The 12,189-nt window shown below is 53.9% G+C and carries 12 protein-coding genes; 5 read left to right on the top strand and 7 right to left on the bottom strand.

All coding sequences use genetic code 11. The features are described 5' to 3' along the window. Window positions 1–46 precede the first annotated feature (46 nt). Complete coding sequence (locus R3C20_24500; GenBank protein ID MEZ6043671.1) at window positions 47–1,750, top strand: L-lactate permease; 1,704 nt, start codon at window positions 47–49, stop codon at window positions 1,748–1,750. 1 nt (window position 1,751) lies between these two features. Here the strand turns inward: R3C20_24500 and R3C20_24495 are convergent, their stop codons facing one another. The 6 genes from R3C20_24495 to lpxD form a co-directional block, all read right to left on the bottom strand. Next, window positions 1,752–2,594 (bottom strand): glycerophosphodiester phosphodiesterase, encoded by an 843-nt coding sequence (locus R3C20_24495; protein MEZ6043670.1) that lies wholly within the window; start codon window positions 2,592–2,594, stop codon window positions 1,752–1,754. 91 nt (window positions 2,595–2,685) lie between these two features. After that, complete coding sequence (locus R3C20_24490) at window positions 2,686–3,504, bottom strand: ABC-2 family transporter protein (protein MEZ6043669.1); 819 nt, start codon at window positions 3,502–3,504, stop codon at window positions 2,686–2,688. Window positions 3,505–3,737: 233 nt separating this feature from the next. Then, window positions 3,738–3,905 (bottom strand): hypothetical protein, encoded by a 168-nt coding sequence (locus R3C20_24485; GenBank protein ID MEZ6043668.1) that lies wholly within the window; start codon window positions 3,903–3,905, stop codon window positions 3,738–3,740. Between the two features lie 193 nt (window positions 3,906–4,098). Further along, entirely contained in the window at window positions 4,099–4,413 is a 315-nt protein-coding gene (locus tag R3C20_24480) for a DUF167 domain-containing protein (protein MEZ6043667.1), read from the bottom strand. Next, window positions 4,410–5,390 carry a UDP-2,3-diacylglucosamine diphosphatase LpxI gene (lpxI, locus tag R3C20_24475; GenBank protein MEZ6043666.1) on the bottom strand — a complete coding sequence of 327 codons (981 nt, stop codon included), beginning with the start codon at window positions 5,388–5,390 and terminating at the stop codon, window positions 4,410–4,412. The genes R3C20_24480 and lpxI overlap by 4 nt, the downstream gene beginning before the upstream one ends. A 71-nt stretch (window positions 5,391–5,461) precedes the next feature. Further along, window positions 5,462–6,595 (bottom strand): UDP-3-O-(3-hydroxymyristoyl)glucosamine N-acyltransferase, encoded by a 1,134-nt coding sequence (lpxD, locus tag R3C20_24470; protein ID MEZ6043665.1) that lies wholly within the window; start codon window positions 6,593–6,595, stop codon window positions 5,462–5,464. A gap of 283 nt (window positions 6,596–6,878) precedes the next feature. Between lpxD and R3C20_24465 the strand changes: the two genes are divergently transcribed. From R3C20_24465 to R3C20_24450, 4 genes are all read left to right on the top strand, one after another. After that, window positions 6,879–8,120, top strand: a complete 1,242-nt coding sequence (locus R3C20_24465) for a PDZ domain-containing protein (protein ID MEZ6043664.1) — start codon at window positions 6,879–6,881, stop codon at window positions 8,118–8,120. A 68-nt stretch (window positions 8,121–8,188) separates the two neighbouring features. Continuing rightward, entirely contained in the window at window positions 8,189–8,671 is a 483-nt protein-coding gene (gene bcp, locus R3C20_24460) for a thioredoxin-dependent thiol peroxidase (protein MEZ6043663.1), read from the top strand. 209 nt (window positions 8,672–8,880) lie between these two features. Further along, entirely contained in the window at window positions 8,881–9,054 is a 174-nt protein-coding gene (locus R3C20_24455; protein ID MEZ6043662.1) for a DUF6800 family protein, read from the top strand. Between the two features lie 226 nt (window positions 9,055–9,280). Beyond that, window positions 9,281–10,726 (top strand): neutral/alkaline non-lysosomal ceramidase N-terminal domain-containing protein, encoded by a 1,446-nt coding sequence (locus R3C20_24450; protein ID MEZ6043661.1) that lies wholly within the window; start codon window positions 9,281–9,283, stop codon window positions 10,724–10,726. A 62-nt stretch (window positions 10,727–10,788) separates the two neighbouring features. Here R3C20_24450 and R3C20_24445 read toward each other — a convergent pair whose 3' ends face one another. Continuing rightward, window positions 10,789–12,015 (bottom strand): DUF1559 domain-containing protein, encoded by a 1,227-nt coding sequence (locus R3C20_24445; protein MEZ6043660.1) that lies wholly within the window; start codon window positions 12,013–12,015, stop codon window positions 10,789–10,791. Window positions 12,016–12,189: the final 174 nt, after the last annotated feature.

The following is a 12,189-nucleotide window of genomic DNA, read 5'->3' as shown; positions in this document are numbered from 1 at the left end:
CTTTCTGGACGCCTGAATACCCTTGATTCATGACGGAGAGTTCATCGTGGAGCATCAGACGGGGCTAGCCCTGACGGCGATTTTACCGATTCTGGCTGTCGGGGTGTTGTTGGTTGGACTGAAGTGGCCCGCGAAACGAGCGATGCCAGTTTGTTTCCTGCTGGCTGCTTCGTTGGCCGCCTTTATCTGGAAAGTGCCGTTCCTTCAGGTCGCTGCTGCCTCAACGGCCGGTCTGATCATCTCGGCCGAATTACTCTACATCGTCTTCGGTGCCATCCTGCTTCTGAATGTGATGGAGCAGTCCGGGGCAATGGATGTGATCCGCCAGTCGTTCCATTCCATCACTCCGGATCGACGCATTCAGGCCATTATCATTGCCTGGCTATTTGGCTCATTCATTGAGGGAGCTGCGGGATTCGGCACACCTGCCGCGATTGCTGTACCGCTACTCATTGGCCTGGGGTTCCCGCCTCTGGCGGCTGTCATGGCCGGGATGATGATTCAGTGTACCCCGGTTTCCTTCGGCGCGGTGGGCACACCTATTTTGGTTGGTGTCAGCTCCGGCCTGTCCAACGACCCGGATGTCACGTCGTGGATGCAGGCTTCCGGATACGCCGGGATTCGAGAGTGTCTTGAAGCGGTTGGCTTCCGCGTGGCGTTGCTGCATGTTGCCGCGGGTTCCCTTGTCCCGCTGTTTCTGGTGTGTGTGTTAACGAGTCAGTTTGGCGAACGAAGAAGTATTCGCGATGGACTGGCTGTCTGGAAGTTTGCGCTGTTTTCAGCTTTGGCGATGGAGCTGCCGTATTTGATGGTTGCCGGATTTCTTGGTCCTGAATTCCCGTCTCTGCTGGGCGGCCTGATCGGCCTGACGATTGTGGTTCCTGCTGCACGTCGAGGTTGGCTGTTGAAAGGAGCTGGAAGTCCGTGGTTGTTTGCGGGTGAAGGCATCCTGAACAGGTCGGACACCGCCGGGGAACTGAAGATTTCCCCGGGCAAACAGATTCAGGCCACCTCCGGCAATTCATACCGCTCCACTGTGACAGCATGGAGTCCATACGTTGTTGTCGCCCTGTTGCTGGTGGCATCCAGGCTGAAGGTCTTACCACTGCAAAGCTGGATGAAGTCTGTCGCGTTTGAGTATGCAGACATTTTTGGAACCTCGATCTCCAAAAAAACGGAGCCACTGTTTCTGCCGGGGACCATCTTCCTGATGGCTGCACTTTATTGCGTCTTTATTTTCAGGATGAAAGGTGCGGCGATCAGGCGGGCTCTTTCAGTCTCCATGTCGACGATTCTGAAGGCATCAACCGCTTTGGTCTTTACTGTGCCGATGGTTCAGGTATTCATCAACAGCGATGGCGGTCTGGCAGGCTATGACAAGATGCCCCTTGTGCTGGCGAGTGGAGTTGAGAGTTGGGTTGGCGGCCTCTGGCCACTCTTCTCACCATTCATCGGCGGTTTTGGGGCTGCGGTCGCAGGCAGCAATACGGTCAGCAATATGATGCTGTCGCTGTTTCAATTTGATGTGGGACTTCGATTGCAGTTTGATCCGTTGTGGATTGTTGCCCTGCAGGCTGTTGGTGGAGCCGCTGGCAATACAATCTGCGTGCACAATGTCGTCGCGGCCTCAGCTGTCGGTGGCCTGTCGGGGCAGGAAGGAACGATCATCCGACGAACTCTGCCACTGTTCATTTATTATGCCGGCGTCGTCGGAGTCATAGGGTATCTGATTGTGACGCTTGGAGGTTGATTCAGTCTCTGGCGGGCTTTACGGGACCGCCTGTGGTTAGAAGAGATTCCCGAATGACAGCCGGTTTGTTGGTGGTAATGCCAATTGCCCCCAGCGACTGGAAATAGCGTGCGTCTTCCGGATCGTCGACTGTCCAGACGTGAAATTCCTTCAAACCACGTTGACGTAACGTCTCAATGAATTTCGGGGTAACAATGGCTCGGTTCCCCTGAGTTCCGAACCCGTCTGCGCTGGTGGCCTTCAGTGTCTTTGCGACTTCTTCGACGGTAGGTGTCCACTGACCAGTAATCTTGTTCTGCTTGTAGCCGGTTAACCAGTGAACCCGGATATCCGGCAGCACACGTTTGGATTCCATGACCGTCTCTGCCTTGAAGGCAATGATTAAGAGCTGTGATCGATCCGGCTTTAATCGGTCGAGTTCCGTTTTCAGCAGCGGAATAATCTCCGGCCCTGTCTTGAGCTCGATGACGAACAGCTTCCCTTTGGGAATCAGTGCCATCACTTCAGCAAATGTTGGGATTGGTTCCCCGTGAAACTTCGGCGACTTCCAGCCGCCGTATTCCAGTTCTCGAAGTTCTGCCAGAGTCGAATCTTTGACGACAAGCTTCGTGCCGCCGGTACGTTTCGCATCGGAATCATGGATGCAGACAATCTGGTTGTCCTTTGTGACGTAAAAGTCACCCTCAACACCATCCGCACCCTGTGCCCAGGCTTCCCTGAATGCCGCAAGCGTATTTTCCGGAGCATCAAACGAGGCTCCTCTGTGTCCAACAATCTTCTGCCCGAAGGAAACAGATGCTGACATATTCAGGGTCATGCAAAGCAGGATTAGATTTCGATACATAATCAGATTGTCCCCTGTACGGCTCTTTGGAAATGGAGACGAAGGGTAGGCAAAGGAGTTTAAGAATTGATGAATTCGGGTGTCGAGATGACTAACTACTTGCGCTGCGGTAATGGTTCAGTGACCAGTGGAAAATCGTGCGTGCCGACAGCATCCCAAACAATGTGACAATCAGACAGACGGAGGCGAATTTCCAGTCAGTCATCCGTCCCACGATGATTTGTGCCGGGATAGTGACAACCAGAAGAATCGGGATGATGTATGAAAAGAGGAACTGGATTGCCTCACCAGGCTCCACAGAGTCGGCTGATTTTCCATCGTAAATACTGCGAGGGTAACGAGCGAAGACCGTGATGTAGAACCAGAAATCGTATAGGCCCTGGTTTCGACCAAACATGACGCTGGTCGATGCTGTGGCGATCATCAGGGAGTAGAAAAACATCACTCCGATGGTCACATAAAGAATGTACAGTCCAACTTGTGAGACAGTGGGAACGTCGCCAATTCGATAGAGTGATCGACCCAGAAGCGCGAGTGACATCAGTAACTGGCTGATCATCGCCAGGTTGACTTTTTCAAGCGAAATCAGGAACTGCGTGTCGATGGGTTTCGTAAGTGCAAAATCCAGTTTGCCGGTGCGAATCTTTTCACTGAATTCCGCACAGTTGGGCATGAAGAACGCTTCAACGATGGAATTGATCAGCATCCCGGTTGCCATAAACGCGAAGTACTGGTCCTGGTCCCATTCTTTGATCAGCGATACCTGATTGAAAATGATCCCGAACAATGCGATCTGCGCGCCAAACCAGAACATCCGTGAAATCACCTGAATGATGAAATTACCGCGGAACGTCATTTCGCGAATCAAAGAGTTGCGAAAAAACGTGCAGAAGACACGCCAGTGATACATAAGACGTCAGGTGATTCTGTCAGGCAGGGACGGGTCGCAGAAATCTCGGCAGCGATTCTGCCGAACGAATGCTCACTATAGTCGTCGCGCCGAACAGGTCCAGTCGCTCACGCCAATCGTACCCATGAACGCCGACGAGTTCATCTCGAGTTAGCTCAGCTCAGGAGACCTGAAAACACGACGGTTTCCAGTCGTCCTGCGTGCCTGCCCCGGTTTCTCAACGGACCGTGAAGTTAACGGTCATCTGCGACGGCCTCATACACGGCGGTCGCCGCTTTTGCCATGGCATGCAGCAGCTTTGGGGTTGGTGAAACGGGTATGCTGATTTCCGCTTCCGCCAGAGCGTCTTCTATCGCCTGCGCCAGCAAACGTTCGATTTCAGTGACCGTACGCTGATTCATGTGAGTGCTTTCGATGGAGTTGAAGTGAGGGATGGAAGCCGAAAGCAGGCCAATGATCGGCGTCCGGAACGGAATACAGTCCTGAGTCAGGCAAAGCTGCAACAGGTACCGATGTGCCAGCCGGGTTTTACATCAGAGAGAGAATCGCATGCAGTGGTGGTAACAGCTTGTCTGCTCCACGCGTGCTGAATTTTCAGTTGTGGGGTAACTGAAGGCGAATTCGTTCTATGGCGATCTCAGGAGAGATACCCTTCAGAAGGATGTCTTTTTGCCTGCTGATTTCACCACGAACCAGTGTGATCGACGATTTTGGAATCTCAAGTATCTCTGACAACAGGGCAATGACTCCGCTGTTGGCTTTGCCTTTGTCGGGAGGTTCAGTGACAGACAGCTTCAGTCGGTCCTGGTGCATGCCGACAATGTGTCTGCGGCGGGCTTTGGGTTGAACAAACACACGCAGCAGGATTCCGTCTGCGGTTTCCGTCAACGACGTGCTCAGGTTGGTCACGCAGCAACTCGCAGAGCCAGTTCTTCTGTGTTCACAGCAACGACGGCAATTCCCAGTTTGTCCGCAACCTCGGCGACTTCCTGCGGATCCAGAATGATGGTCAAGCCAGCCTCAATGGCCAGAACTCTTCCGCCGGCTTCATGCATGGTCTTGATTGTCTCAACACCAACGGTTGGAACATCAAATCGCATGTCCTGATTGGGTTTGGCGACTTTCACCACAGTGAATCCGCCGCGACGACAAAGTTCGCCGGCTCGGCGAATGCACTTGTCGGTGCCTTCAATCGCCTCAACAGCAATGACGGCGGTGTCGTTGATCACCACTGTCTGTCCGATGTCCAGGCGACCCATTTCTCGGGCAAGTTCCCATCCGAATCGAATATCTTTCCACTGAGCGGAGGTGGGTTTCCGGGAGGTTAGGAATCCGTGTTTCACGAGAAGCTCCGGGCAGAATCTGAGTGCCGAATCAAAGACCAGGCCGTCGCGCTCGAATTCCCGAATGACTGCCAGCAGAAGGGTGTCATCTTTTTTGTTTTCGCGAGCGTAGCGAAGCCACATATGGATTGTTCGCCAGTCCGGCATCAACCGAAGCCAGCGAAACGGATGAAACAGGACCGTTTTTTCGATCTTTCCCGCCATCACAATTCGATCAACCCCAGCGCGGCGAAAGAGCCGAATCGCCTTTCCAAGCCTCGCCAGTGGGGCGGTCCGAAATCGGTCGCAGGCTTCATACAGTTCGTCAGATGCCATTCCTGCGACGCCAAGCCCGAACACGTAATGTCCTGCATTGCGAGCAGCCTGAGCGAACTTAATGGGGAAGTCGCCGGCGCCGGCAAGCAGGCCGACTCGGATGGGTTCTGAACTGATTCCTTCACTGATATCGAAGTTCTCTGCGTCAAAAGGATTCACACCGGCAGCCCTGGCATTGCGAAATGGCAGCAATATGGGTGAATCGGATTGATCTGAGAAAACAGACATGAACGTCACTTCGAATTTCAGAATTCAGGCATCTGGTGAGAGTCAGGGATGGAAGCTGGAACATTCTGCGATCACGCAGCACGCATCTGCTCATGGTTCGAGCCGGGGTCTTGCTGTGACTGTAGTTCGCGAATGGATCTGCGAAGTATCTCGATTTCTTTTTCAAGCTGCTTGAGCGTCGATCTCATTTCCGGCAGGCGTCGCAGTGCCATCAGCTGGCGTCCCGTTTCCGCAGCAGGGGCAGCGGGCGTTCCCAGGTATGCCTGTCCACCGGGCATGTCGCGATGAACACCTGCTTTTGCACCAATAATCGCGCCTGTCCCGAGATGGACGTGGTCAGCGATTCCCGCCTGGCCAGCGCAGACAACATAATCACCTGTGGAAACAGAACCTGCGAATCCGACCTGAGAGATCAGTATGTTGTGACGACCGATCTGGCAGTTGTGCCCGATCATCACCTGGTTGTCGATGCGTGTACCGGAGTTGATCAGAGTTTCGCCAATCTTCGCGCGGTCGATTGTGGTTCCCGCGCCGATTTCGACATCATCACAGATGCGAACAATTCCGTAATGTGGCAGTCGCTGGTGTCCGCCATCGACGAGCCGGTATCCAAAGCCATCCGCTCCAATCACACATGTCGCGTGGATCGTTACGTTATTGCCGATGATAGAATCGTGGTAAATCACCGTGTTGGCGTGAATGGTGACATGATCGCCAATCTGACAGCCGTCGCCGATGACAACGCCAGCATGGATGTCACAGTTGTGTCCAATAACAACATCGCGCCCCACGACCACCATGGGATGAATATTCGTATTGCCCATAATGTGAGCTGATTCATCAACGACAGCTCGGGAGGAGATCCCCAGTTGCGGTCGCGATCGAAGATTGCAGAACATCGCCGCGATTGTGAGCAATGCCTGTTCGGGTTCGTCCACCAGAATGAAGGAATGTTCATCCGATTCCGGAAGAGCGGCAGCACATGCTTCGGGGACGATGACCACTCGGGCTTTTGAAGTCCTGATTCGACTGAGGTTCTTTTCGTCTCCGACAAAACAGATCTCACCTGCTGCCGCGCGCTCTATGACGTTTGCGGACGTGACCTGTGTGTCCGGCGCGCCGATCAGGCGGGCCTGTAGGATGTTTGCAATTTCGCTCGCAGACAAAGATGGACGAGCGCTGACTGGTGAACCCTGTTTCTGCATGTTTGCCTCCCTGCAAACCGCGCAACTTCGGCAGGAGAGCCGAACTGGTCGATTTTCCGCTGATTTTTAAGTCAGAATGCCGTCTTGCTGCAAGCGGAGGATTGATTGGACCCATCAGAATATTGCCCCATTTGCCAGAAAGTCTGCCCATGTCGCCTGTCTTCGGCGAAATCCGCCAGTCATGATCCGGCTATTGCGAAATCTGTGGCGGGCGGGAACAATGGAGAGGACCTGCGGCGACCCCCGGTTTTTGCGGGCCGCCTTCATTCTCAGGATTTCAAAGATGTCTGCACACCCATTTCTCAACGAGCCGCCTGTCTGCCACAGACGAAAGCAGGTCTGCTTCAGAGCGGTCGTTTGTTCGGTAACGACTGGCTGTCTGCTGATCAGCTTCGCTTGGCCCGTGACAGCAGATGAGGATCCATCGCTTGCTGCTGGCGTTCAGGTATCCGAATCAGCTTCGGGGACAGCATCCGAATCTCCGGAAGCGATTCTGAACAGCCAGATTGAGCAGCTTGTTTCGGATTCGTTCGAACAACGTCAGGCGGCAGCCATGAAATTGCGGGAGTTGCCGGCAGACCAGGTCCCTTTACTTTTAGCTGCCGCAGAACGGTCAGAACAGGTTGAAGTCGTTCAGAGAGTGATGGCATTGCTGGATGCGTTCTATGTGAGTGATGACGCAGAAAAAGTTCAGGTGGCGTCCGAGCTTCTGGAAACGGCCGCCGCAAATCCAAGATGGTCGGTTGCTGAGTCGTCCAGAGATATTCTGAATCGTCACGAATCTCGGCGTTTTGCTTTGACCAGAACCAGTCTTGAGCAAATGGGGGCGTTCTTCAGCAGTCTGCATTCCACCTCACTGAATGGTGTGTTTCGTCAGCCTTTCTCCGCAGGGATGTTGCAGGTAAACCTGGACAGCGAATGGAAGGGCAGTGAACGTGGACTACAACTGCTGGTTCGTCTTGCCGAAATGTTTGATCCTTCGTCTCCGGCAGGTTCGCCGAGGGTCGGATTGTATCTGATCGATGGACATCCGTTGAAAGATGAGGATGTTGTTGTATTGAAGGCGGCATTCGGAGACGCTCGGGTTGTTTCCCGCGGCAAAGTTTGTCTTGGGATTACCAACGATCCGAGCAGGAACGATGCAACGGGTTGCAGAGTATCCGAAGTGCGCCGGGGGACGTCTGCCGATCAGGGAGGTATTCAGCCTGGTGACCTGATCGTTGCCGTTGATCAGGTTCGCATCAAAGATTTCGACCATTTGGTTGAGTTGCTGAAGGACTACGATATCGGGGTTGTTGTCAAAATGGAGATCCTGCGTGAGCCTGATCTTTCCGGTCGATTCGATGCGCCACGCGGGCCGCTGTTCCCGGAATTTCGTCAGCTGCAGGAGCCGCCTCTGGAGCCTGAAAAGCCCGATAACAGTGACGACGATGTTAAACCTGATGACCGATTACGGAACAGAAGACGAACTCTGGATGTGAAGCTGCTGGGTTGGCGTTCGGTACAGAGTCTTGAGGACGAGTAATTTTCTCGCCTGTGCGGCGTTTAGAAAAATGGCTGATCATAAGAATTTGTGAGGGAGACGGGACAGCAATGGCGGACTGGATTGAAGAGGGCAAGAAAGCCCCGGCGTTCACGCTGAAAGCGACTGATGGCAGTACGGTGAAGTTGTCAGCTTTGAAAGGCTCAATTGTCGTTCTGTACTTCTACCCTCGCGATAATACGCCCGGGTGTACCCGAGAAGCCTGTGCGTTTCGGGACCGATCATCAGAGATAGCGGCACTGGGGGCAAAAGTTCTGGGTGTCAGTACGGACGATGTCGCAAGCCATAAGAAGTTCACGGAGAAGTTTGATCTGAATTTTCCTCTGCTGGCTGACACGGAGCATGAGGTGGCCGAAAAATACGGCGCGTGGCGCGAAAAAAATATGTATGGCAAAAAGTCGATGGGGATACAGAGATCGACATTCATCATCGATGCAGAAGGTGTCGTCGCAAAAGTCTGGAAACGCGTTTCTGTGGACGGTCACGATGAGAAGGTCATCGAGGCTTTGAAAGAAATGCAATCCGCTTCCTGATCCACGGAGCCACCAAACCGTGGCGAAATCGGGATTTCGGCCTGCCGAACCCGATTTTTGCTGCTTTTTGCGAATCTGCGCCACCGAGCTGAAGGCTCAGATTGACTTGGACCGAAATGGTTGTATCCTACGCGGCTTCGTTGAAACCGGTGTTTTTGAACGGTTCGCCGTGATGGCGGACATCTGATTGTGACGGGATTTCAGGCGTTATGGGACGTACCGAACGAACACGAGAAATTGCTCGCCGCCGCAAACGTAAAGTGCAACTGCTGAAAATGCGCACTCGCTTTGCTGCCGCTACCTCTGAATCAGAGAAGGCAGAGATTCTGGCAAAGGCTCGCCGCATGAGCCCGTTTATCGAGCTGGAAGCGGCTGCAGGCTAACTGCTCTGCAGGTGAGAATTCGCCGATTTCTGAACTAAGCGTGGGCGGAGTTAACCTTTTCAGATTGCCTCCGCTCTTTGCATGCGCTGATTCTGGCCTGCGTTTTTGGAGACAGATCCTTCGGGCCGCTGGACGCTTTGCTGCGGTTTGGCTACAGATCGAACCTGCGTTGCCCTGAGAGGCGAAGCCCGATTCGACAGAAGCTACTTTCCGACAGGAGCCATCCATGAAGTCTGTCTGCGCCCGTGTGCTTTGTGTTTGCGCCCTTCTTGTTGTTTGTTTTGCAACTGTAGATCTGCCGGTTGCACGTGGCGAACTAAAGGCAGGAGCAGCAACCAGCAACATCACTCCGCCGCTGGGTGGAAGCATTGTCGGCGGTTTTCTTCCAGTGCCATCCCGGCATATCCACGATGAACTGCACGCGCGATGTCTGGTACTGGATGATGGAAACAAAAAACTGGCACTGGTTGTTTGTGACCTGCTTGGTTTTCATCGCGGTGTCAGTGATGCGGCCCGTCAGTTAATTGAACAGCGTCTGGGGATTCCAGCGTCCAACGTTCTGATCAGCGCGACGCATACGCATTCGGCGATGAGTGCACTCGGGCGGGATCGATTCCAGTTCCAATCGGAACTGGACGACTACCAGCAGTTTGTCGTGGAACGAATTGTGGATGGAGTTCAACGAGCAGGCAATCTGCTGCGACCAGCAGAGCTGGCTTTTGGAAGTGTTGATGTGCCTGAGCATGTTTTCAATCGCCGTTGGTTCATGAAGCCGGGGACCGTTCCCCCCAATCCATTTGGAGGGACCGATCGTGTGAAAATGAATCCACCCGGCGGAAGCCCGAATCTGGAAGAACCTGCAGGTCCCACTGACCCCACCGTTTCTTTTATCTCTGTACGCGAAGTCAATGGACCATTGGTCGGGCTCTATGCCGCCTATTCACTTCATTACGTGGGTGGTGTCGGTTCAGGCCACGTTTCGGCAGACTATTTCGCGATGTTCTGTGAGGAAGTCATTCGTTTGCAGGGCCTGCAGGATCAGGATCCGCCATTCGTCCCGATGATGGCCAATGGGACCAGTGGCAATATCAACAACATCAATTTTCGTGAACCTCGACCTCGCAAGGCTGCGTATGAGCAGATGCGATACGTGGCCCATGACGTAGCCGCCAGGGTCAGCTCGGAATTGAAGAATCTGAACTACGCATCACAGGTCACCCTGGATGCCGCATACGCAGAATTTGAGGTCGGTTGGCGCGTACCATCCGAAGAACAGTTGAGTTGGGCTTCGGGAAAGCTGGCAGCACCTGAGTCCGCTGGCCGAGGGGCCGACCTGCCTCGAATCTACGCAGAACGTGTCATGAGCATGAAAGATACACCGGCGCGCGCTCCGCTGCCGCTGCAGGTCCTGCGAATCGGCGATGTCTGTATCAGCACAATGCCGTGCGAGATCTTTTGCGAGATCGGACTGGCATTCCGTCGCGAGTCACCACAACAGCCTGCCTTCATGGTTTCGCTGGGGCATGGTTACTTTGGCTATCTGCCGACGCCGGAGCAGCATCGCCTGGGGGGCTACGAAACCTGGCTCGGCACGAATCGGCTGGAATTTGATGCTTCCGACAAGATGCTGGATCAGCTGCTGAAAATGGCCGCTTCGATTCAGGTGAAGTGATCCAGACAAAGTGGTCCAGGCAAAGTGATCCAGAATGTATTGCCCGGGTGTGACCCAAAGGGTCAGAATTCGATTTTGCAATTGGGCGAATGTCGAAGGAGGGAGTCTTTGGTCTCCGGGCTTGTGTCCTGCGCGCTGGTCAAAACAAGATGCTGCACCTGAGGAAGAGTATGGATTTCCTGATCGGACAACTGAACAGATCTCACGATCAGCGTGTCCAGTTCCCGAAAGCGGCTGAATTGGTGCACGTATTCTGAGGTCAGCGTGATCTCTGAAACCATCAACTTCTGCAGGCCTGGGTATTGATCCGCCAGAATTTTCAGATCTTCGGGGGTGATGTTCCATCGTCCCCCTTTGCCTCCGGATCGGAAGTCTGCGACCTGTGGCGTCCCGTGTTCGTCAATCAAAATGGACCAGAATGGCCTGGACCATTTTTTGTCGGATTCTGTCGCAGGAGCTGCTTCAAGCGATTTCTTTGTCATCACTCCGTCAGCGACGGGAAAACAAATCGGCGGGACAGCGATCTGCTCCGGATCTGCGACCGAGGGTGTGACAGCGAGCGATTCGATGATGCTTCTTGCAGTGCTGTTCGGCAGATCTCTCACAGAACCGTCACACATACAGAACATTCCGCCGTCCGATCGACCACCGTAGCTGCCGACGCCACCATTGACTGGCCATGTCAGGCTCCTCCAGTTGCAGGGGTACATCAGCGGTTGATAAACATTGTTGACTTCGCCAATCAGCCAGCTGTTCGTTGTGCCCTTCGTGAAATCCTGAATACAAACGCTGCTGTTACGGTGAAGAACATTCGGGTTGCCCATGTAGTGCATCAGGTAGACGCCTGACGAAGTTTGCTCGGGCTGTCCGGGAATCGAACCGTTCCGTGGGCCTTCGTAATGCAGGGGTGCATTGGCAGCGTGGTTCCATGACCGATTCTGGTCAAGACGGCTGTACCAATCGCTCGCTTCAAGATAGGGAATCAGTCTGGAGCACCATCCGTGCATTGCGGTCCCATCGGCCTGTATGTCAGCGCCAACCGGGAACCGCCCATAAGTGTCGTGGTAGTTATGGAATGCCAGCCCCCACTGTTTCAGGTTATTTCGACTCTGAGTTTTTCGGGCCGCCTCTCTTGCGCTCTGAATTGCCGGCATCAGCAGAGCCATCAGAATGAAGACTATTCCGACGACAGCGACGATATCCAGCCAGCCCAGAGTTGGCGCAATGGGTTTGGCAATTGCTGCAGCATCTTCCTGGGATGACGAATCGGGTGAAGGCTGGTTCATCATTGCCTTAGTCCTTATCCCGGCCCTGAATTGTGCCTCACTGCGGACATAGCTAACCATGGGCAGTTGCTGGCACGATGAGGTCGAAATCTTGAGGTCCGCTGCTGGACGACCTGCCGTGAGTCACAATTTGTCTGTCGGATTCTGAATTTCCGCACAAGGCAGACAAGTGTTCCG

It is taken from the genome of Planctomycetaceae bacterium (genome assembly GCA_041398825.1).
In the GTDB taxonomy this organism is placed as follows: Bacteria; Planctomycetota; Planctomycetia; order Planctomycetales; family Planctomycetaceae; genus F1-80-MAGs062.
The sequence above is the reverse complement of the archived record's forward strand: the minus strand, read 5'-3'. Positions and strand labels throughout refer to the sequence as shown.

What these genes read in the sequence shown, in the direction of transcription:
- R3C20_24495 (MEZ6043670.1), bottom strand. Translation starts at nt 2,594, where the DNA reads ATGTATCGAAATCTAATCCTGCTTTGCATGACCCTGAATATGTCAGCA.
- R3C20_24490 (MEZ6043669.1), bottom strand. Translation starts at nt 3,504, where the DNA reads ATGTATCACTGGCGTGTCTTCTGCACGTTTTTTCGCAACTCTTTGATT.
- R3C20_24485 (MEZ6043668.1), bottom strand. Translation starts at nt 3,905, where the DNA reads ATGAATCAGCGTACGGTCACTGAAATCGAACGTTTGCTGGCGCAGGCG.
- lpxI (MEZ6043666.1), bottom strand. Translation starts at nt 5,390, where the DNA reads ATGTCTGTTTTCTCAGATCAATCCGATTCACCCATATTGCTGCCATTT.
- lpxD (MEZ6043665.1), bottom strand. Translation starts at nt 6,595, where the DNA reads ATGCAGAAACAGGGTTCACCAGTCAGCGCTCGTCCATCTTTGTCTGCG.
- R3C20_24465 (MEZ6043664.1), top strand. Translation starts at nt 6,879, where the DNA reads ATGTCTGCACACCCATTTCTCAACGAGCCGCCTGTCTGCCACAGACGA.
- bcp (MEZ6043663.1), top strand. Translation starts at nt 8,189, where the DNA reads ATGGCGGACTGGATTGAAGAGGGCAAGAAAGCCCCGGCGTTCACGCTG.
- R3C20_24455 (MEZ6043662.1), top strand. Translation starts at nt 8,881, where the DNA reads ATGGGACGTACCGAACGAACACGAGAAATTGCTCGCCGCCGCAAACGT.
- R3C20_24450 (MEZ6043661.1), top strand. Translation starts at nt 9,281, where the DNA reads ATGAAGTCTGTCTGCGCCCGTGTGCTTTGTGTTTGCGCCCTTCTTGTT.
- R3C20_24445 (MEZ6043660.1), bottom strand. Translation starts at nt 12,015, where the DNA reads ATGATGAACCAGCCTTCACCCGATTCGTCATCCCAGGAAGATGCTGCA.